Source organism: Desulfosporosinus sp., assembly GCF_014237355.1.
In the GTDB taxonomy this organism is placed as follows: domain Bacteria; phylum Bacillota; class Desulfitobacteriia; order Desulfitobacteriales; family Desulfitobacteriaceae; genus Desulfosporosinus.
The window spans coordinates 240,569-262,404 of the sequence record NZ_JABZFS010000038.1; the positions used below are offsets into that span (position 1 = coordinate 240,569).

Annotated in this window: 16 protein-coding genes; 1 reads left to right on the forward strand and 15 read right to left on the reverse strand. The window is 45.0% G+C overall.

Features of this window, described 5'->3' with window-relative positions; genetic code table 11:
- Position 1 precedes the first annotated feature (1 nt).
- The 3 genes from tpiA to glpK form a co-directional block, all read right to left on the reverse strand.
- Positions 2-787, reverse strand: coding sequence for a triose-phosphate isomerase (gene tpiA, locus HGJ98_RS08235; protein WP_291350571.1), 786 nt, complete (start codon positions 785-787; stop codon positions 2-4).
- Positions 788-792: 5 nt separating this feature from the next.
- Positions 793-1,983, reverse strand: a complete 1,191-nt coding sequence (gene pgk / locus HGJ98_RS08240; RefSeq protein ID WP_291350572.1) for a phosphoglycerate kinase — start codon at positions 1,981-1,983, stop codon at positions 793-795.
- Between the two features lie 256 nt (positions 1,984-2,239).
- Positions 2,240-3,754 (reverse strand): glycerol kinase GlpK, encoded by a 1,515-nt coding sequence (gene glpK, locus HGJ98_RS08245; RefSeq protein ID WP_291350573.1) that lies wholly within the window; start codon positions 3,752-3,754, stop codon positions 2,240-2,242.
- A gap of 254 nt (positions 3,755-4,008) precedes the next feature.
- Here glpK and HGJ98_RS08250 point away from each other — a divergent pair, with 254 nt between their 5' ends.
- Positions 4,009-5,430: a cell wall-binding repeat-containing protein gene (locus HGJ98_RS08250; protein WP_291350574.1), complete on the forward strand. Its 1,422-nt coding sequence runs from the start codon at positions 4,009-4,011 to the stop codon at positions 5,428-5,430.
- Here HGJ98_RS08250 and HGJ98_RS08255 read toward each other — a convergent pair.
- From HGJ98_RS08255 to HGJ98_RS08310, 12 genes are all read right to left on the reverse strand, one after another.
- Positions 5,427-5,576 (reverse strand): hypothetical protein, encoded by a 150-nt coding sequence (locus tag HGJ98_RS08255; RefSeq protein ID WP_291350575.1) that lies wholly within the window; start codon positions 5,574-5,576, stop codon positions 5,427-5,429. The two genes, HGJ98_RS08250 and HGJ98_RS08255, sit on opposite strands and share 4 nt — an antisense overlap.
- Positions 5,577-5,881: 305 nt before the next feature.
- Positions 5,882-7,282, reverse strand: coding sequence for an RNA polymerase factor sigma-54 (gene rpoN / locus HGJ98_RS08260; protein WP_291350576.1), 1,401 nt, complete (start codon positions 7,280-7,282; stop codon positions 5,882-5,884).
- Positions 7,283-7,394: 112 nt separating this feature from the next.
- Entirely contained in the window at positions 7,395-8,336 is a 942-nt protein-coding gene (whiA, locus tag HGJ98_RS08265) for a DNA-binding protein WhiA (protein ID WP_291350577.1), read from the reverse strand.
- A gap of 169 nt (positions 8,337-8,505) precedes the next feature.
- Positions 8,506-9,879 carry a gluconeogenesis factor YvcK family protein gene (gene yvcK / locus HGJ98_RS08270; protein WP_291350578.1) on the reverse strand — a complete coding sequence of 458 codons (1,374 nt, stop codon included), beginning with the start codon at positions 9,877-9,879 and terminating at the stop codon, positions 8,506-8,508.
- Entirely contained in the window at positions 9,876-10,769 is an 894-nt protein-coding gene (gene rapZ / locus HGJ98_RS08275; RefSeq protein WP_291350579.1) for an RNase adapter RapZ, read from the reverse strand. Before rapZ ends, yvcK begins: the two co-directional genes overlap by 4 nt.
- Before the next feature lie 22 nt (positions 10,770-10,791).
- Entirely contained in the window at positions 10,792-12,063 is a 1,272-nt protein-coding gene (locus HGJ98_RS08280) for an extracellular solute-binding protein (protein ID WP_291350580.1), read from the reverse strand.
- Entirely contained in the window at positions 12,064-13,839 is a 1,776-nt protein-coding gene (locus HGJ98_RS08285) for a B12-binding domain-containing radical SAM protein (RefSeq protein ID WP_291350581.1), read from the reverse strand.
- A gap of 339 nt (positions 13,840-14,178) precedes the next feature.
- Positions 14,179-15,177 carry an alpha-hydroxy-acid oxidizing protein gene (locus tag HGJ98_RS08290; protein WP_291350582.1) on the reverse strand — a complete coding sequence of 333 codons (999 nt, stop codon included), beginning with the start codon at positions 15,175-15,177 and terminating at the stop codon, positions 14,179-14,181.
- Positions 15,178-15,319: 142 nt separating this feature from the next.
- On the reverse strand, positions 15,320-16,132 hold the full coding sequence (locus HGJ98_RS08295) for a Cof-type HAD-IIB family hydrolase (protein WP_291350598.1): 813 nt from the start codon (positions 16,130-16,132) through the stop codon (positions 15,320-15,322).
- Between the two features lie 190 nt (positions 16,133-16,322).
- Positions 16,323-19,139, reverse strand: coding sequence for an excinuclease ABC subunit UvrA (gene uvrA / locus HGJ98_RS08300; protein ID WP_291350583.1), 2,817 nt, complete (start codon positions 19,137-19,139; stop codon positions 16,323-16,325).
- 37 nt (positions 19,140-19,176) lie between these two features.
- A complete protein-coding gene (gene uvrB / locus HGJ98_RS08305) occupies positions 19,177-21,231 on the reverse strand; it encodes an excinuclease ABC subunit UvrB (protein ID WP_291350584.1) in 2,055 nt (684 codons plus the stop codon).
- Positions 21,232-21,449: 218 nt separating this feature from the next.
- A complete protein-coding gene (locus HGJ98_RS08310) occupies positions 21,450-21,806 on the reverse strand; it encodes a hypothetical protein (protein ID WP_291350585.1) in 357 nt (118 codons plus the stop codon).
- Positions 21,807-21,836: the final 30 nt, after the last annotated feature.

Genomic DNA, 21,836 nt, shown 5'->3' on the forward strand with positions numbered 1-21,836 from the left:
ACTATATCCCTTCTACGCGAGCCACGAGGGGACCTGCGTTTTTGATAAGTTTGGCAAAACCAAGGGGATCAAGACTTGCTCCACCGACTAAAGCGCCGTCAACATCGGGCTCAGTCATCAGCTCGGCAATATTTTCAGCCTTGACACTTCCACCATAGAGTATGGGTACTTGCTCAGCAGCCCGCCCCATACGTTTAGTGAGAGTAGTACGAATCGCGGCACACATTTCTTGAGCGTCTTTACTAGAGGCAGTTTTTCCCGTGCCAATCGCCCAAATGGGTTCATAAGCAATTATAACCCGACTTAAATCTTCCGTGGCTAAGCCGGAAAGGGCACGAGACACTTGCCCTTGGACCCTCTCGACAGCTTTCCCTTCTTCGCGAAGACTCAGATTTTCTCCACAGCATACAATGGGTGTTAATCCGACTGCCAAAGCTTGCTGTACCTTCTTGGCAATTTCCTCATCCGTCTCTCCGAACATCTCCCGTCGCTCGGAGTGACCGAGTATGACATAGGTACAAGCCACATCAAGCAGCATCTGAGCCGAGATTTCTCCCGTATAAGCACCTTGATCTGCCCAGGCCATGTTTTGGGCTCCTAAGTGGACTATACTTTCTTCAAGTTCATTTTTAAGAGCATATAGGGCTGTAAAGGGAGCACAAAGGACAATATCAAGATCAGTAACATCCTTAACTTCATCTAAGAATTTTACTGCATAGTTCTCTGCTTCACTAACAGTCTTAAACATCTTCCAGTTGCCGGCGATTACCCGTCGTCGATTAGCCACTTATTTTATACCTCCTTCTCGCTTAATGCCGTAACACCCGGCAGCACTTTCCCTTCCAGAAATTCAAGGGAAGCTCCCCCCCCGGTGGAAATATGAGTCATGCGATCTGCCACATTCATCTTCTCCACAGCTGCCACCGAATCCCCTCCACCAACAATTGTGATCCCCTCGCAAGCAGCTACTGCTTGTGCAACCTGTTCAGTTCCCTTAGCGAAGGCTTCCATTTCGAAGACGCCCATCGGACCATTCCAGATCACGGTACGAGCAGTCGATACACGAGCCTTGAATTTCTCGGCACTGTTAGCCCCAATATCTAGGGCCATTTCATCATCTCTAATCTCAGATACATTCACCGTACGATGAGAAGCATCCGCTTCGAATGCCAATGCTGCCACAACATCAATTGGCAGTTCTAATTCAACCCCTTTTGTTTTGGCTTTATCAATCAGTTGCTTGGCCAACTCCACTTTTTCCTCTTCAAGAAGGGATTTCCCAACATTAAACCCTTGAGCTTTAAGGAAGGTATTGGCCATCCCTCCACCTATGATTAAGGCGTCGACCTTTTCTAAAAGATTTTCTATAACACCTATCTTATCACTTACCTTGGCACCACCGATAATAGCAACAAAAGGACGTTCTGGTCGTTCCAGAGCATTGCCCATGAACTCAACTTCCTTTTCCATTAACAACCCACAAACAGCAGGAATATAGTGCGTAACCCCTTCAGTTGAAGCATGGGCACGATGGGCAGTTCCAAAGGCATCATTGACAAAGAGCTCTGCCAACCCAGCTAATTGTTGTGCAAATGCCGGATCATTTTTCTCTTCTTCGGCATGGAAACGAACATTTTCTAACAAGAGAACTTGCCCATTTTGCAGCTTGCTGACAGCTTCCATTGCTGAATCTCCCACACAGTCCTTGGCAAAGGCTACCTCTTGGGCTAATTGCCCGCTTAGATGCTTGGCAACGGGTGCTAAGGAATACGTTTGATTGACTTTTCCCTTGGGACGCCCAAGGTGAGAAGCAAGAATAACCCGTGCACCTTCTCTTATTAAATACAATATAGTAGGCAAGGATGCTTGGATACGTTTATCATTGGTAATTTGCCCTTGCTCATTTAATGGCACATTAAAATCCACACGGACAAGGACACGTTTTCCACGTACCTCTGCATCCTTTACGCTCTTTTTATTCATTCAAAAAAATCCCCTTTCACTTGTCCCATGGGTTCGGGGGGTCGTCAACTAAAGACCCTATCCCTATTCTTATCGAGGATGGTTTTACCCATTTGAATCTCCGCTCCTTGATACCCCTCTGGTTTAGGATAAATATCCATTAGTATGCCTGAAAATAAACTTCTTACTCTTTCCTGCCGTAATTAGTCAATTGTAGTACTTCTCTATTTAAATCTAGTTTCCTGCTAGCAAGACTATTTGTTCACGAACTCCTTGGCTAGTCCTCCCAATCTTTGCTTCGGTCAACAGCCTTAAGCCAACCCCGATAAAGTTTTATCCTCCGCAACTCTGGCATTTCAGGTGTAAAACAACGATCTATTCTCCAACTTGAACAAATTTCCCCTTGATTCTTCCAAAAGCCCACAGCTAAGCCGGCCAAATAAGCAGCCCCCAGCGCCGTTGTCTCAACGACTTTAGGACGCTCCACGCTAACTCCTAAAAGATCCGCCTGGAATTGCATCAGTAAATTATTTGCTACGGCCCCGTCCACACGTAATGTCTGGAGAGTAATCTCAGCATCATTTTCCATTGCTCCAAGGACATCCTTTGTCTGATAAGCCATTGCTTCCAGAGTCGCCCGAATCAGGTGTGCTTGTGTGGTTCCCCGCGTTAAGCCAAAAATTGCACCTCTAGCACGCATATTCCAGTAGGGAGCTCCTAGTCCGGTAAAGGCCGGAACAACGTAGACCCCCTCTGTATCCTCGACTGTGCCAGCTAAAACCTCTGAGTCCTGCGCAGAATTAATCAGTTTGAGTCCATCCCTCAGCCATTGAATAGCTGCACCCGCGATAAACACGCTTCCCTCTAATGCATAGTTTATTTTACCGTCAAGACCCCAGGCAATCGTAGTAAGTAACCCATTTTTAGACGGTACTGCCCGTTCTCCGGTGTTCATTAGCATAAAACAGCCGGTTCCATAAGTGTTTTTGGCCATGCCGGGTTCAAAGCACATCTGACCAAATAATGCTGCTTGCTGATCCCCCGCTATTCCTGAGATAGGAATTGAATGTTTGCCAAATAAACCGATTTCTGTTTGACCATATATCCAGCTTGAAGGTTTTACTTCAGGCAACATGTTTTTAGGGATTTTTAACTCCTCGAGAATTTCTTCCGACCATTCTAAGGTATGTATGTTAAACATCAATGTTCGTGAAGCGTTAGAATAATCCGTTACGTGTACTTTCCCCTGAGTCAATTTCCAAACTAACCACGTGTCGATGGTTCCAAATAATAACTCTCCACGCTCCGCTTTGTCGCGAGCTCCCTCCACCTCATCGAGAATCCATTGAACTTTTGTTCCCGAAAAGTAGGCATCCAGAACTAAGCCTGTTATTGAGCGGATTTTTGCTTCCCACCCTTTTGCTTTTAAACCTTCAACTATTTCCGTCGTCCGACGACATTGCCAAACAATGGCTGGGTAAATAGGTTTCCCTGTAAACCTATCCCATACCACGGTGGTCTCTCGTTGATTAGTAATTCCAATACATGCTATTTTCTCTGGGGATACATTCGTTCTTGCCAGCAGCTCAGCCATAACCCCATATTGTATACTCCATATTTCCTCTGCATCATGCTCTACCCATCCGGGCTTAGGGTAAATTTGAGCAAACTCCTTTTGCGCCACCCCTATAACTTCACTTTCTTGGTTAAATAAAATTGCCCGGCAACTGGTAGTACCCTGATCTATTGCTAAAACGTATTTATTAGCGATAGTTTTCTCCCCCGGACTCATTCTTCTCCCCCTTATCTTTCCATTCCGTCACACTCTAGCAGCTTTTAAACGTCGGACGAAAACCCGGAAACTTGTACTATTTGATATTCTGCGGATTACCGCACTATTCCTTTGAATCGATCCCCGCCTTTGAGATTATTCTTTTGGAAAAACAAAAGGTTTCTCCCATTAATTTACTAATGATTCTAACACTCAACACTGTTAAACTAAAGTCCGTACAAGTTATTAAAAAACAATCTAAAGGAGTTAATGTAGTGAAAAAAAGGCTAACCAAAGCGCTTTCTGTGTTTTTAGGTACCTCATTTATATTAATGAGCTTGATTAATCCCTTGACTGCAATGGGCCAAATGAGTGTTATGGGGACGGATACTCAACCGTTTGATCGTCTCGGAGGATATGACAAATATGAAACAGCTGCCCTTATCGCACGCCAAGGATGGACAATCAATTCAGAGGCTGTGGTACTATCTGCAGGAATGAATAGGAACTTAGTTGATGCCCTAGCTGCTGGCCCCTTAGCAGCTCAATTAAACGCCCCGATTTTATTAACGGATGGAAGTACAACCCTGAACTCCTTAACTAAGGCAGAAATTGAACGCCTTGAGCCTCATACTGTTTATGTCACGAGCGGCAGCGCCGTAATTAAGCCAGAAGTCTTGAAAGTCATAGAAGCAATGCCTAGTGTGGAGAAGGTTGTTCCTTTAGGCGGCTGGGATCAGTATGAGACCTCCGTAAACATTGCCAAGGAAATGGCCGAATTAGGAGCAGATCTTTCAAAGGTGGTTATTGCTTCTGGTTGGTCCACTCCAGCGGATGCCTTGTCTGTAGGCGCCATCGCTGGTGCACAAGGCATGCCGATTTTAGCGACAACGAAGGGCAAACTACCGGAATCAGTGGTAAATTTCCTAAGTTCAATCCAGGGAATTACGGACACGTATATCATCGGAGGAACCGCTGTTGTTGGAGAAACTATTGAATTGGAGCTTCCTGGTACGGTGCATCGTTATGCTGGTCTTACCAAATATGATACAAATGTAGAAGTGCTTAAGGGGTTTGCTCAGACACTTAATTATGAGCATATTTACTATGCCAATGGCGAAACCTTTGTTGACGCGCTGGCTGGAGTTCCATTCGCTGCTCAAACACAATCCCCCATTATCCTTACGGGACAGGAATTACCTCAAGTAACTCGAGAGTTGACGAAACAATCGATATTGCCTTATTCCGAGGTCATAGCATTTGGTGGAACAGCAGCGATTCCAGAGAAAGTCCTTACTGATATATTCGATATACTAGTAGAACTTTTCATGGAGGGATACGATCATGTGACCCTGACCCATTTTTCCTCAATGTACCCCACGCCACTAGAAGGGGAAAGTGTTGATTTTAAACTTATCGATGGAAAAAATGCATCGGATTTAGCAGCTATTGTTGTAACACTAGTTGATTCCAACGGTGAAGTCCTTGCCACGAACATGGGGACAGATCTTCTCCTGCAATCAGACAATACTCAATTTAGTACTATATTCTATCGAGATAAGACTTCTAAACTCCTCGATAATGTTTGGGAGTATGGTGACTGGACAGGGGATGCCAATCAGTTAGTTGCTTCGGTAATGATTACCCTTGCATATAAGGATGGGCAGGTCTATTTTGCATTTTTTAATAAGATCTAATGGTTCCGATCAATACTCTGATTAGGACTATGGGAACGTGAAAAACAAGGAGCCACTGGAAGAACAAGTCCTTCCAGTGGCTCCTCTTTTTGTCTAAGCAAGCACACCGCCTTGCCACCCAAATCGTTGTCACCGATCCGTTTCACAGCCTCCCCGCGACTTCAGAGAAGTCGCGAAACACGGAGCGAAGCCTCTACGAGAGTGGCTCGCCAAACTTGGCTCCAGCGCTTCCCACCCAAAGCGGGGCTGAGTACAGGGATGTACTCAGCCGCCAGTGCGACACGGTCGCTTCCCGCCGTCCTTGGCTCCAGCGACACTAGGCCATCCATGGCCGTCGGACGTCGCATCTGGCGGGCACCCCGCCCGCTCTCATCCAAGCGCTGGAGCCCTAGTTTGGCCCACGACCGTAACGGCTGACCGAGTGTTTCGCGACTTCTCCGCTCAAGACAATCTAATACCTCTTCCTAACAGACGTAGACGCAATACCTAACTCATCACGATATTTAGCCACTGTCCGCCTGGAAATCTCCATATCCCTTGCCTTTAGTAGATCCGCTAATTTTTGATCAGAATAAGGGCTTTTGGGATTCTCTGAAGCAATTAGGTCGCGTAGGACTAGTTTAATGACATCCGTGGTAACGCCTGAGTCATTTTGATTTCCGCGACCCATACTATTGGCAAAGAAAAATTTAAACTCAAAAATACCTCGCGGAGTTTGGACGTACTTATGGGCAGTTGCACGACTGACCGTGGACTCATGGACTCCAATTTCCTCTGCGATATCTTTTAAGGTGAGGGGTCTCAGGTATCGAATTCCATTGCGAAGAAATTCTGTTTGCCACTTTACAATAGCATTAGCGACTTTATATAGAGTCAGGCGTCGTTGCTCAATGCTGCGAATAAGCCAGGCAGCAGCATTTAGCTTCTGTTCAACAAATTTGCGAGTGTCTGTTCCCTCATCCTGATTCAGAGCGTCACGGTATGCCTTATTAACCCCTAGGCGAGGGACCGTAATATCATTAACGAGGATAATAAATTCCCCTTCGATTTCTTCAATTACTACATCTGGAACTATATAACGCACTTCCCCGGGACCAGAAAAGCGAAGACCGGGTTTAGGGTCAAGCTTTCGTACTAAGTCTGCCAGCTCCTGAACCCGACTTAAGGAGATTTTCAGGGCTTGGGCGATTCGTTGCAAGCGTCCTGCCGCTAAGTCTTCAAGATGTTTTAAAAACACAGGTAATTCAGGAGGATAGTTTGATAAGAGTGGTAATTGCAAGGATAAGCATTCCTCTAAATTCCGAGCCCCTACACCTAATGGGTCTAATTTCTGAACGGCAGCCAGCGCTTCCTCCACCTTTGCAAGGGGGACATTCATTTCCCGAGCAATATCTTCCGACGATAATGTCAAATATCCCTTATCATTCAAATTCCCGACGATATACTCAGCTATTTCTAAAGAAGCAGTAAGTTTTTGAACATGAAGTTGTTCGACCAAATGCTCCAGGAGCGTTGGTGCTGCTGTAATGAAAGGATCAAATCGCTGTTTATCTTCCATAACCACTCGTTCTTGACGAACCCTGTTATCATCCTGATCATGGAAATAATCCTGCCAGTCCACTTCCCATTTGTCCTCAGGAGGGCCCTCCTCAACTGCAGGGGTCTCTGCCTCCCCTTTAATATCCGTACTTTCTTCTAGATTTTCCAACAGAGGATTCTCTAGAAGCTGTTCCTCGACATACGTGGAAAGGTCAAGTGCGGACAACTGTAAAATCGTAATTGCTTGGCGTAATTCTGGGGTCATAATGAGTTTTTGGGTTTGTTCGAGACTCAGACCGTAACCTAACCGCACCATACTCCCCCCCTATATCTTCAATTTCATACGATCCTTCCTTGGCTTTTTATCAAATCCAAACTCCCTGCCTCGTTTTATCCAATCGTCAGATGCATTGAAGGGAGTTACTTTAGGTTGCCTTTTGGTTTCTGATTCGCTCAGCCATCTCATCAATTTTTCTCATTCGGTGATTGACACCCGACTTGCCGACTTTAGGTCTTAGCATTTCTCCAAGTTCCTTTAAACTAGCTTCGGAATACTCTAACCTCAGTTCAGCTATTTCACGGAGTGTTGGCGGCAGAGATTGAAGCCCAATAGTATCCGCAATTATTTGGATGTTCTCTAACTGACGTACAGCAGCATCAACAATTTTATCCAGATTAGCAGTCTCGCAATTAACTAGGCGATTCACTTGATTTCGTACATCTTTTAAAACACGTACATTTTCAAATTCTAATAGAGCATGATGTGCCCCGATGAAGCCAAGGAAATCTACAATGTGTTCACTCTCTTTGAGATATACTACATACCAATTCTTTCGCATACTCACTTTGGCCCCAAGTTTAAAACGATTGATCAGTTGACATAATGCTTTGGCATGCTGCTCATCATTACTAACAATTTCAAGATGATAAGTGCCTTCAGGATTGTTAATCGAGCCCCCTGCTAGAAAAGCTCCTCTCAAATAAGCCTTTTGATCGCAGCGCTTTTTAATAAGATTTGGAGCAATCCCTAGATAAATTTGGCCCTTATTATCAAGCAATCCAACATTCTGTAAATCTTCTATTCCCCGGGGATGAATTCTAACCAAATAGGAGTTGTTTTTACGCAGTCTCAGCTTGCGTCGAACCACAATATCTACCTGACGCTTTAACACATCCTTAGCTAAGCGATATATTTTTCGTGCCACTGGTGCACTTTCCGTGGTCACATTCAAGGTATACTGTTGATTTGCACTGATTTGAAGGGTTCCATCCATGCGGACTAAAGCTGCCAATTCCGCTAAATCACAACAAGATTTCTGCCCACTTAAGCGGGCAAGCTCTTCCTTTGTAACAGCACTGAAGGACAATTCTCCGGCCCCCTTTTCGTGGTTCGTGGTTCGTGACTCGTAGTTCGAATACGCAAGCAAGCAGTAAAGCAGATTAACCTAAGTCGTCATCCTGAGCGATAGCGAAGGATCTGGATCCTTCGGTCATTCCTACAAAGTTCATGGAGTGACGGTGCACTTTCTAACAATACTATAAATCCTGACGGAGCTTACGAGTGAGCAAATAAGCATCGACTAGTGCAATCCGCTCCCCTATAGGTTTTAAACGAAAGAGCAACCGAATTAGTTCTTTGGCCAATCGATCCGAATCGTGGCGTACAACGTTCCTCTCTTGAACTAAATTTGCTTCATAGTATTTTGCACCTAAATGCTGTACCACTTTAGGATCCGCAATAACTGGAACAGCTTCTTCTTGGCTATAGCGTTTCAAAAGCGTCTCTGTGATTTCTCCACGGGAAGCAAGTACTGCATCTACAAAACCTGTACCGCAGTGGTCCAGAATCGCTTGGAGATGATCAGATACTTTATAGCCGTCCGTTTCTCCTTTTTCTGTCATTACATTACATACATAGACGACAGGGGCGGTTACTTCTCGAATTTTTTCCCTGAGCCCTGTAACCAATAGATTAGGCAAAACACTGGTGTAGAGGCTTCCCGGTCCTAGAACGATAAGGTCTGCCTCTTCAATTGCCTGTATAGCGCCTGGCAAAGGAGTACAATCACTGGGATCCAGATAGACTCGATCAATCTTACCCTCCGTGGCCCGGATGGAGGTCTCCCCAACGACACGGGTGCCATCCTCTAAATCCGCCATTAGTACGACCTGATCCAAGGTAGTAGGAAATACCTTTCCACGAAGAGCAAAAACTTTGCTGACTTGTTCGATTCCTTTTTGAAAATCCCCAAAGGTATCGGTTAAGCCTGCCAAAAACAAATTTCCCAAACTATGCCCCTTGAGGGCTCCGCCTTCAAAGCGATAAGAGAAGAGAGTGTCCATGATTTCATCTGTCTCAGCCAAAGCGACTAGACAATTGCGCACATCTCCTGGTGGTTGTATGCCTAACTCACTTCGTAATTTTCCCGAACTTCCCCCATCATCGGAAACTGTAACTATAGCCGTTAGATTACAGGTGTATTGCTTAAGACCCCGAAGAAGCGCAGAAAGCCCGGTCCCACCGCCAACCACTACAATCTTCGGCCCTCTCCGTAAGTGATGCCTGGAATAAATCCTATCCACAATTCTCACTTCGTTTTCGGGGAGCACTGAAGATATAATCGAATAAAGCATACGCTTAAAACCGATGATAATTGCAAAAACCCCTAAGGCACTAATGATTGCACCTGCTGGAACGGTGATATGCCGGGTACTGCCCGTCAATCTGTAAATAACCTCACGAAACTTTAACTCCGCGTAACCGATTGCTACTCCATCGTTCATGACGGAAAAACCCGTTGCGAAGAGAAAGATTCCTAAAACTGCGAGCAAAAACCAACGTTTTACTTTTATATCCGGATAAAGCCATTTTAAATATCTAAAAATCACTTCGTACTTTTTGGGATTCATCGCGCTAATCCACGGTTTTGGTTTTTTGAGGCGTCCCGGTGTTTAACACTAATGGCATAATCACGTTCCTTTAAAAAACTTCCGACTCTTTCTGCAATGGCAACAGAACGATGTTGTCCGCCTGTACAACCGATCCCAATGACTAAGTGAGTTTTACCTTCTTTGATATAATTAGGAAGAATGTATTCTAGTAAATCCAAATATTTTTCCATAAAATCTTGGGCCATTTGGTTTCCAAAGACATAGTCACGAACTAAGTCATGCTCTCCTGTAAGAGGCCGTAATGCTTCTACGTAAAATGGATTGGGAAGAAATCTCACATCCATAATCAAATCGGCATCCATAGGAATTCCATATTTAAAGCCGAACGATATTACGGAGACTGCCATTTGGCCCAATCCCTGAGCTTTGCAAAAAAGCCCCGCTACTTGGCTGCGAAGTTGTTGGGAACTAAGGTTAGAGGTATCTATAATACTGTCCGCTCGAGATCTTAGCTCCGCCAACTGCTGGCGTTCGGCCTGAATTCCGTCTAAGACTCGTCCATGGGGTGAAAGGGGATGTCTGCGCCGAGATTCCTTATAACGGCGTATTAAGGTTTCATCCGAAGCATCGAGAAAGAGCACTTCCAGACGAAACCCTTCTGTCTCCAAATTGCTTAAAGCTTCACTTAAGGAGGAAAAAAATTCTCCGCCGCGCAAATCACAAACAATAGCCGCCTTAGAGACCTTCCCTCTGGATTGGGCACAGAGTTCAGCAAATTTAACTAAAAAGGTAGGCGGTAAATTATCGACACAGAAAAACCCTTGATCTTCCAGACTTTGCATGGCCTGGGTTCTTCCTGCCCCCGATAAGCCTGTAATAACAATGAGCTCTAATCCTTGTTTATTCATTCTTTCACCTCCTCTTATTATATTATGGCTGACCCTTGACCAATATGGCTTTTTCAGCTTGAACTTGAGCATTGTTTAGTGCGTCCTCGGGAGCGGTGTTCTCTGCTAGTACGCTATTCCACGCGGAATCTTGTATCGAAATGAGCTTCCACTCTTGGGCATTCCCTTCTAAAGTCCACGCCTTAGAAAGGGCAGTTTTTGCCTGAGGAAAGACTCCTTTCTGAGCCTCTGGACGCCCATAGTAACTTATATTAGCCGGAAGAAGACGACCAGCCTCCAGTAATGCTCCCTCAACTTCTGGGGTAAGCAGGGCCTTCTCAACGGTTTGAATTGCGTCCCTCATATCCGGAGTGGTTTTAATCGCTGAATTAGCAATCCCTAAGGTCCTGCCAATCAAGGATTGTCCTTGTCCTCCCAACAAGTCCGAAAGAGGCATGCTTCCCCAAGGAACGTTCTGTTGAGTTAGGTGTTTAGCTGCGCTAGCTCCCGTTATGATATAGGGTGTTTCCCCTTTAGCGAAGGAGGTTATTGCTGCAGGGTCAATACGAATTGCTTGTGCATTCCGCCAAGTCAGGAGTTGTTGAAGGAATACAACATTATTCGGATCATTAAAACTTACCTTTCCAGTATTTATAATTCGCCCACCCTGCCCATTCCACCATGCTGAGAGTGTGGCAGTATCAGGAGAGACGATGGAAACCCCTTTTGCTGTAAACAGGCCTGCTAAATCGAGAGGAGCCTCAGCTATATCTGTTCTGAAATAAAGCAAAGGAATATCGGTCAACCAAGGGAGAGCATAACTGATCTCTCCAAATCGAAAGGCTGCCAATGCTGCAGGAAATGCCTCCTGATCCTTATATACTACGGGCGCCAATGCCCCTTGCCCATAGAGCTGATGGATAATCTCCCTTGAAGCAATGAAAATCTCCGGCCCTTCCCCTCCCGCTTCAGATTGGTAGGAAAAACTTGCAAAGGTTTTTTCAGGTACATAATTGAGCTTGACAATCACCTCCGGATGTTTCTCGGCAATCATCTGTGCCTGTATCTCTAAAGCATCCTCCTCTGCTCCTTGTAAGGAATGCCAGACGTCGACGACTGCAGGTGCTGGTCCACCCGGTTCTCCTGTCTGAGGAGCTGATGAACACCCAGTGACAAGGGTTAGGGTAGCTATTATTAAGAAAACTCGTCCAGCGCCCACGAAGGCATTAGCCCATCTTGCGGACATTGTCGACCCATGTATTAGACTGCTTGTTAGCCGCCAAGCGATGTGCATAGTCATTTTACTGCGCTCCATTCATGATCCTTCATATCGGTAGGCTTTTACGTTCCCTGGTTGGTAGAGGAAAAGATACCAACAGGGCTGATTGGATTCTTCAACTTGAAATAAATCTGAGGTAAAACAAGTTACGGCTGTGTTGCGAACCCATTGCCGTCGGTCCATTCCCTTGACCCCGGGAATGACCGTCTCCCAATAAGCACTTTTACGGATGGTTTCCTGCATGGTTTTCCACTGATCTGCCTTCTCTTCCCACTCCAAGCCATACTCAGGCTGGAGATAGTCAGGGATACTATGAGGACGCTCCCACCTATAATAATCAAACCGGAGAGCATCGCTGATTCTGTTCTTCAGGGCGACATCTAGCCCCTCCTTCGTTTCGGAGGCATAGATCTTCTGGAGGAACTCCCAGAGTTTATCAAAGAGGGCCTTTCCCTGCCATTGGCGTTGGAACCAACCCTTTTCTTGCCAAAACTCAGCAAATTCGCAGTAAAAATCAAAGGGAGTGGGAAAGAGTTTAAGGACTTCACGTAGAGCAGTCGAAAACTTCCCAGAATTATAGTATTTATCAAGCACGTCTTCCATGCGATGTAATTTGAGTATTTCGCTATGTGAAAGGACCTTAGTCTCTAGAATTGTATAGGGTGGATCAGGGGTGAACAACAGACCATAACTTAGCCTCTGCAAACGTAAGCCAGATCCTTTGAGAACTTTTAGGAATCCCAGCTGAAGCATATCCGGATTTACCCCGTATACATCATTAAAGGAGGTTCGAAAGTCTATCCAGTTTTCCTCGGGTAACCCTGCGATCAGGTCTAGGTGAAGCGGTATTCCAAACGACTGAAGTTCCGGTACGAACTTTTTCCACTCTTCAAAATATTGAAGACGGGATACAATCTTGAGTGTGGGCTGGTGCGTAGATTGTACTCCGATTTCTAATTGAATAAGTCCCTGGGGATAGTTTTGAAAATAATCCAGCCATTCTGCATCAAATAAGTCCCCAGCCATTTCGCAATGAACGCGAATACGCTGAGCATCTGGTTGGATTTGACTTTCTTCCCGCACGATGTCTAAAATCTTTAGCGCATGAAGCTTATTCGCATTAAAGGTTCTGTCTACAAATTTTATGGTACGGGCACCATTTTTCAGTAGTTGGCGAAAGATCCTGCGAAATCTCTCCGGCTCTAAGAAACGAACCCCTCGAAAGGTTGAGGACAAGCAATACTGACAATTAAACGGACATCCCCTAGTTGTTTCAACATAAACAATCCGTGCTGTAAAATCTTCATCTTGAACATAAGGGAAAGGAAGATCATTTAAACTCATGGGCTTTAAGGGAGAGGGGTTAACCAGTATTTTCCCGTCCTTTCTCCAAACTATGCCCGGGACGTGAGAAAGATCACTACCATTTTGCCAAGTCTGCAGTAGTTCTAAAAACGTTGTCTCACCTTCACCAACGACAAGAGCATCTACCTCTGGATGTTCGTGAAGAAACTCCTCCGCCTCAAAGGATACCTCTGGGCCTCCTAAAACAAATCGAACATTGGGACAAACTGGCCGGAGCTGCCTAATCAGCGCGACGATTTCTTTCAGATTCCAAATGTAACAGGAGAAACCTATGACATCTGCCTTAGCCTCATAGATTTCCGAGGCAATCCGATCCAGATGATCATTAATGCTAAATTCTCTAAGCAAAACGTCCGGGTAGACGGGACTTATACCTTCTCTCAAATAGCGAAGGGCTAAATTCGTATGGACAAATTTTGCATTTAGAGCAACTAATAGAACTCGCAAAATCGACAACTCCCTTTGCTTTTAAGTATAGCGGTTTAAGGCCTCCAATGCAATTGTTATGCCAAATTGCACGAAGTATTTGAAAGATTGGATTTTCTGGCTTAGTATTCAATTTTTGGAAAATTCAGACGCGAAGTATCTTGACCCAATATTATTTTTCCATCCCTCAATGATGCTGCTTATGCAGCATGAAAGTCTGGTACGTTAAAAAACTTGATCAGTGATACACTGACAGGAAAAAGATGCCTACAAAATGCAGGCATCTTTTCATTTTAATAAACCCTGACCAACTTGATCTTCTCAATTTAAAAATCCACTTCTAAAACCATTAAGCAACAGTTAAAACAATACGTCAATATCAATATCCTCCAGTGTTGAGCAACCAGTCAAAACCATGGCCTGTTTCAGTTCATTCGTCATTCGCCTTATAACTAAGGCGACTCCTTCTGCACCTCCGCCGTAACCTGCAATGATCAGAGGTCTCCCAATCATGACAGCATCTGCACCAAGGGCCAGCATTTTTAGAACATCAAGCCCTGTTCGAATTCCACCATCTACAATCACAGGAATGCGACCATTAACCGCCGAGGCTATTTCTGGTAAAACCTCTGCTGTTCCTGGCGTATGATCAATTACTCTACCACCATGGTTCGATACGACTATTGCAGCAGCACCTGCTTCAATGGCTATTTCAGCCTCATCCACCGTCATAATTCCTTTAATAATGAAGGGTAATGAGGTGTTATCAATGATCTGTTTCAAGTCTTCTTTACTTTTTGGGCTAACAGGGATCGTTACTAGGCCAGCTGCATCTACATCCATACCAACTGCCAGAACTCCCGCCTGTTCTGCTTGACGCAGATAACTAAAAACTTCATCTAATTGCCGTGGCTTCATAAACGGAATACCTTGGCCTTGGGCTTTAGAAACAACCTCAACCCCCGCCTTATACATAGCCGGGTCTGGGGCATCACCCGTAGAACCTAAGGTTCCCGAAGTAAGGCAGCCCTGGATCATAGCCTCTGCCCATTCATGTTCATTTAAAGCTCCACCCATGTTAAAGTTATTTCCGGTAATTGGTGCACCGAGAATCGGGGTTTTCAGTTCTTGCCCAAAAAGTTTGAGCTTTGTATCAGGATGTTTGGCACTATGCAGTGTTCTCATATTAATGCGAAAAGCTGCTAAAGCCTCAACATTATTCTTAAAGGAAGCTCCCGTCCCCATACCTCCCATACCCGGGACTTCCCCGGCACAGGCCTTGCCATTACACTCGGGGCAAACACGGCAAAATCCCTTAAGCTTTTCTCGGGCAGTTTGACGAACTGTTTTGATGTTCATAAAGTTATCCTCCACTCAAGTTTCGTAACACTATGCACAAAGAGCACGATGCACGAACAATTATTTTAAATCATTAAACTCAGATCTTTAATTCAATTTGTCTTATCAATGAGACTTCTATAAGAAAAACGTTATACTAACCTCAACCATTAATGTTTAGCACAAAACGTTCGATAGCCTCTGCGACTCCATCTTCCTCATTTGTAACTGTGACAATATCCGCTTGAGCTTTTATCTCTGGTCGAGCATTTCCCATAGCTACTCCAATGCCGGCATATCGTATCATTTCTAAATCATTAAAGCTGTCTCCGATGGCCATTACCTCTTGCTGTTGGATTCCAAAACGGTCAGCCAAAGCAGCTAAGGCAACTCCCTTATTGACAGAGCTTTCGGTAATTTCAAGGAAATGAGGTTTAGATTTCGTAATATGCACCTTTTTTCCGTAACGATGCCCTAAAATGGGAATTAATTGATCAAGATCGGCCTCTCCAGCGATACAAAGGATTTTCTCAACCCCTTCTGGTTCTTGAGAAAGTAATCGTGTCAGGTTAGCCTCCTCAATACGAACACTGGCGATCCTCGCGTACTCTTCGGACCATTCATTGCAGGTCTGAGTTATGACACGATCCTTGAGATAAATCTGTGAATAAATTCCTCGTCCCAAAACATCTTCAATGATCTCAGAGGCTATAGGGCTGGGAATCACACGCCGAAAGATAATATCTCCACTGATAGCCTGCTGGATCATTGCCCCATGGTAGGTGATCACCGGGACATCTAATTCAAGTTGTTTTGCGTAAGGCCGTGTGGAAATGGGCATCCGGCCAGTTGCAATTGTCACTTTAACTCCCTGTGCCCGGGCCTTTTGAATAGCCTTCACCACTCTTGGAGAAATTGTCCAATCATTTCTCAGTAATGTATCGTCGAGATCCATGGCTACTAAACGAATCGCCAAAACCTTCATCACCCCTTAAATTGCATGTCATTGGACAGAATAATCTTTCCTTTATCGTGACGGGGGTACGTATGGGAATTCTGAAGAAAGTAAAGAATCTTATCCGAAAACTGGGGGAACAGATTCTTCGCAGTGCTCAAAATGACAAATAAATAGATCATGCACCCAGAGTGCCTAAGCCCACCATGCTCTAGCCTAAATATCGTTGCAAATACTGACCTGTATAAGATGCCGGAAAAGCCGCCACTTCCTCTGGCCTCCCTGCTATCAGCACCTCTCCACCCCGATTACCCCCCTCGGGACCGAGGTCGACCAGCCAGTCTGCAGTTTTTATGACGTCGAGATTATGCTCAATAACGAGTACAGTATCTCCCCCATCTACTAAGCGGTGAAGAACGTGAAGAAGTTTATCAATATCTGCCGCGTGTAACCCTGTCGTCGGTTCATCAAGAATATAAATGGTTTTTCCTGTGCTGCGTCTGCTCAGTTCTGTGGCCAACTTGATACGCTGAGCTTCCCCCCCAGATAAGGTAGTTGCCGGTTGGCCAAGACGAATATAGCCAAGCCCCACATCTTGGAGTGTTTGGAGTTTGCGGGCAATCTTCTGGACAGCTTGGAAGAAATCTACCGCTTCGTCTACCGTCATATCAAGGACTTGAGAAATATTTTTTCCTTTATACCTTACTTCAAGAGTTTCACGATTGTAGCGTTTTCCCTCACAGACTTCACAAGGGACATACACATCCGGCAGGAAATGCATCTCAATCTTGATAATTCCGTCTCCCCGGCAAGCTTCGCAACGGCCGCCTTTGACATTAAAGCTAAACCTGCCTTGTTTGTACCCCCGCATCTTAGCTTCTGGAGTTATGGAGAACAGTTCGCGGATAAAATCAAAGACACCGGTATAGGTTGCTGGGTTTGAACGGGGAGTCCGTCCAATGGGAGACTGATCAATATCAATTACCTTTTCCAGATGCCCCAAGCCTTTTAACTCCTCATGTGCACCTGGGCGAACTCGAGCTCGACCAAAATTGGACGCTAATCCCTTAAAGATAATCTCATTAACCAAGGTACTTTTACCCGAACCTGAAACACCAGTGACACACGTAAACATACCTAAAGGAATACGCACATCCACGTTCTTCAAGTTATTCTCTCTCGCACCTAGCACTTCGAGCCACTTTCCATTCGGTTGCCGTCGTTCTTTGGGTAATCTGATCTGCTTTGCACCACTCAAATACTGCCCCGTCATGGATTCCTTATTGGCTTTTATTTCTTCGATGGGGCCTTCAGCTACCACTCGCCCGCCGTGGGCTCCTGCTCCAGGACCTATATCGATAATGTGGTCAGCGGCTGCCATGGTATCCTCGTCATGCTCAACGACAATCAGGGTATTTCCGAGGTCGCGCAGGTGCTTAAGGGTTGCCAACAGTCGAGCATTGTCTCGTTGGTGAAGGCCTATGCTGGGTTCATCAAGAACATATAGGACGCCCATTAAACTTGACCCGATCTGAGTCGCCAAGCGAATACGCTGAGCTTCACCACCCGAAAGCGTACCTGCTGCACGTGCCATGGTTAGATAGTCTAGTCCGACGTTCATCAAGAAACCTAGCCTCTCTTTGATTTCTTTAAGAATCTGGTGGGCAATGGTTTCTTCTTTGGGGGATAGAACAAGTTCGTTCACAAAACTAATTGCTTCTGTAATAGAAAGACGAGAAAAATCGTCTATGGAGATTCCTCCCACCTTCACTGCCAAGGCTTCAGGTTTAAGCCGTTTTCCCTGGCATTCTGGGCAAGGTTTTTCACTCATATACCCTTCTATTTCAGAGCGCACATAATCTGAGGTTGACTCTCGATAGCGGCGTTCAAATAAGGGAACTAGTCCCTCAAACTTGGTGTGATAAGTCTTCTCTTGGTCGAAAATATTTTGGTACATAAAGGTTATAGGGGTCTCTGTTCCATAGAGTATCTCTTTCCATTGACTCTCATTGAGTTCTCTTAGGGGTGTATCCATCTCGAAGCCAAGGTTTCGGGCCACAGCCTCCATCATCTTCGGGTAATAACTTGAGGTTGACTTAGCCCAAGGTGCTATTGCACCAGCTTCTAAAGAAAGGGAACGATCTGGAATGAGCAGGTCGATATCGATCGTTAGATTTGCCCCTAGTCCTGTACAAGTTGGGCAGGCTCCATAGGGGCTATTGAAGGAAAAAAGACGCGGAGAGATTTCCTCAAGCGCTATTCCACAATCCGGACAGGCAAAGTTTTCGCTAAAACGCAGCTCTTGTCCATCCCCAAGGTCTGCTATGACATTCCCTTCACCCAATTTAAGGGCAGTTTCTAAGGAATCTGCTAAGCGTTCAGCACTTTCTGGTTTCAGGGAAATGCGGTCGATTACCACCTCGATAGAGTGTTTTTTATTTTTTGTCAGTTTGATTTCTTCACTGAGGTCTCGGGCCTCTCCATCTACTCGAACTCGAACATACCCTGATTTACGGGCGTCTTCAAAGACTTTCTGATGTTCCCCTTTCTTCCCTTTAATCAGAGGGGCTAATATTTGCAATCTTGTCCGTTCGGGTAAGGCCATCAGCTGGTCAACCATTTGTTGAACGGTTTGCTGAGAGATCTTTCGACCACACTTTGGACAATGGGGATGACCGATTCTTGCATACAACAAGCGTAGGTAATCCGAGACCTCCGTTGCCGTCCCAACGGTTGACCGAGGGTTGCGGTTCGTCGTCTTTTGGTCAATAGAAATAGCCGGGGAAAGACCTTCAATAGAATCCACATCCGGTTTGTCCATCTGCCCTAAGAACTGCCGCGCATAGGCAGAAAGGGATTCTACATAACGTCGCTGTCCCTCAGCATAAATTGTATCGAAGGCAAGGGATGATTTTCCCGAACCGGACAACCCGGTGATAACGACCAATTTGTTACGGGGAATGTCAATATTTATATTTTTTAAATTATGGGCACGTGCTCCACGCACGCGAAGGTAATCTTGGGTCATGGTTTGCCTCATTTCTTGATTTATTGCTTCCTTTCGGTCATCGTTTTCGAGAAGATCCTTGTTTCTTTTGGGCTTTTTGGTTATATCGAGTATTTTTCTTGCTCTTGCCTTGTTGACTGGTCATTTTGTACTTATTTTCTTCCCCTTTTAAATCAATCAGGGCATCTCGGATTTCGGCCGCTCGCTCAAAATCTAAATCTCGTGCTGCTAGCCGCATTTCAGCTTCCAGGTTCTTAATCAGCTGATCCAGCTCTTCGGGAGGCAGTTTTGTCCCATGAGCCTTTTGCATTTCGGCCACTTTGGTTGCCTCTGGCCCGGCATGAACGGCTTTGCGAATGGTTTGAGGAGTAATACCTTGCTTCAGGTTCCAAGCCGTCTGGATGGACCGACGTCGGTTCGTCTCATCTAGGGCGTTCTGCATGGAACGGGTGATTTTATCTCCATACATGATAACCTTACCTTCAGCGTTACGAGCCGCGCGACCAATGGTCTGAATGAGCGAACGATCTGATCTAAGAAATCCTTCTTTATCCGCGTCGAGAATTGCTACGAGAGAAACCTCTGGTAAGTCCAAGCCTTCCCGCAAAAGGTTAATCCCCACCACAACATCAATTTCGCCCAAGCGAAGTTCTCGAAGGATTTCCACCCGTTCTAAGGTCTTAATATCAGAATGAAGATATTTCACCTTAATGTCTAGGTTAATAAAATAATCCGTTAGGTCCTCAGCCATCTTTTTGGTTAAGGTCGTAACAAGAACTCGTTCATCGTTAGCAATCCGCCGTCTGATTTCCCCCATTAAATCGTCGATCTGGCCTTTTGTTGGACGGACAATCACCTCTGGATCTAATAAACCCGTCGGGCGGATAATCTGTTCGACAACCTTAGGACAGTGTGCCAATTCATAAGGCCCTGGTGTTGCACTGACATAAATACTTTGTCTTATCCTTTGTTCGAACTCGGCAAAGGTCAGTGGTCTGTTATCTAAAGCAGAAGGGAGTCTGAAACCATAACTTACCAGGGTGGTTTTACGTGACCGGTCACCTTCATACATTCCTCTTACTTGGGGAAGGGATACATGGGATTCATCAACAAAAAGAATGAAATCGTCCGGGAAATAATCTAGAAGGGTGTAGGGAGTCTCTCCAGGCTCACGAAAGGTCAAGTGGCGAGAATAATTTTCAATTCCGTTACAGAAGCCCATTTCTCTAAGCATTTCTAAATCATAGCGAGTTCTCTGCTCAAGCCGCTGGGCCTCTAAAAGTTTATTTTCCGAATTTAAGATCTTTAATTGTTCTTCCAGCTCTAGCTCGATAGCCTCTGCCGCCTTCATAACCTTTTCTTGGGCCGTTACATAGTGTGAATTCGGAAATATGGAGACGTGGTGCCGTTCCCCTAAGATCTCCCCAGTCAGCATATTAATCTCATAGATGTGCTCAATTTCATCTCCGAACAAATCGACTCGAATCACTTGTTCACTAGACGACGCTGGATAAATCTCTACGATATCTCCACGCACTCGAAACGTTCCCCGAGTAAACGCTATATCATTGCGATCGTATTGAATGGCAATGAGCTTACGCAGAATCTCATTACGATCTATAACTTGTCCCTGACGTAAGGAAAGGACAAGATCACGATATTCTTCTGGAGAGCCTAATCCATAAATACAGGATACGCTAGCTACTACAATTACATCACGCCGCTCTAGCAAAGCTGCAGTTGCTGAGTGACGTAGTTTTTCGATCTCCTCATTAATGGAAGCATCTTTTTCGATGAACGTATCGCTTGAAGGCACATAGGCCTCTGGTTGGTAATAATCATAGTAACTCACAAAGTACTCTACTGCATTCTCCGGAAAGTACTCTTTGAACTCACTGTAAAGCTGCGCTGCTAGAGTTTTGTTATGAGCCAATATCAGGGTTGGTCTTTGCACCTTCGTAATAATATTAGCCATTGTAAAGGTCTTCCCTGATCCTGTGACCCCCAGCAACGTCTGATGATTCATACCTTCATTTAGACCGGCAGCCAAGGCATCGATAGCTTGTGGCTGGTCCCCGCCAGGTTGGTATGGGGCATGTATGCGAAATTCCATGCACCGTTCTCCCTTTCAATAAAAATCCAATAACTGATTATTTCTCTTCTTTAATCTACTTATTTTATTTTACATCTACCTAGGCTTATATACAAATCAAAGTAACCAGCTGCCACCTCTATTCTGCTTAATTACAGAACCACGGAAAAACAGGGAGATCAGGTGTGTTTTCAAAACAATACACCTGTCCCCCTGTTTTACACCGTTACAACTTTTTTCTATTTACCTTCTTCTTTTTCCTTTTCTTTTCCCTGGTCGCCTTCTTGCGAAGCGTCTTTAGATTGCTCTTGCTTTAACATTTCTGGTGGAACAGTCTTCACTTGCTCATTAACTGTTTTCTCTGTGCCTAAAACTTTACCGTCAGCGCCAAGATAATCTCGTGTTGTTTCGGTTTTTATTCGTTCCGTAACTTTTTGAACACCTGGGGGAAGGCTACTTTGCTTATCCCCGGATTGACCCTCTTCCCCCTTGGCATCCTTTTGTTCATTTTCCTTTTCTTTCCCTTGATCATTTTCTTTTGAGTCTTTTTTAGAGGATTTCTCTTGTTTCTTTTTATCTTGTTCAGCACTCTGCATCGTTGTGGTGTAACTCTTCTGAGTGACTGC